Raw genomic sequence first — 461 nt, 5'->3', positions numbered from 1 at the left:
GAAGCCTACGAATGGACCGAAGGCGAATGGGCGCTGGGCAAAGGTTTCGTTACTCCTACCGAACAGCCTTACCATGTCGTCGCCTACGATTTCGGTGTCAAAACCAACATCCTGCGCATGCTCGCCTCACGCGGCTGCCGCTTGACCGTCGTTCCGGCGCAAACCAGCGCGGAAGACGTCTTGGCACTCAATCCTGACGGCGTATTCCTGTCCAACGGCCCCGGCGACCCCGAGCCTTGCGACTACGCCATCAAAGCTGTACAAAAACTGATGGAAAGCGGCAAACCGATTTTCGGCATTTGTTTGGGACACCAGCTGATCAGCCTCGCTATCGGCGCAAAAACCCTGAAAATGCGCTTCAGCCATCACGGTGCCAACCACCCGGTACAAGATTTGGACAGCGGCAAAGTCGTCATTACCAGCCAAAACCACGGTTTTGCCGTCGATGCCGACACTTTGCC

1 protein-coding gene is annotated in these 461 nt (G+C 56.6%); it reads left to right on the top strand.

Translation table 11 applies throughout. The features are described from left to right. The coding region (locus ACTHUM_RS19485; protein WP_440403939.1) for a glutamine amidotransferase-related protein at positions 1 to 461 on the top strand (461 nt) is incomplete at both ends.

The sequence above is a fragment of the Neisseria sp. P0021.S006 genome (assembly GCF_051956895.1).
This window is presented reverse-complemented; position numbering and strand designations above follow the sequence as displayed.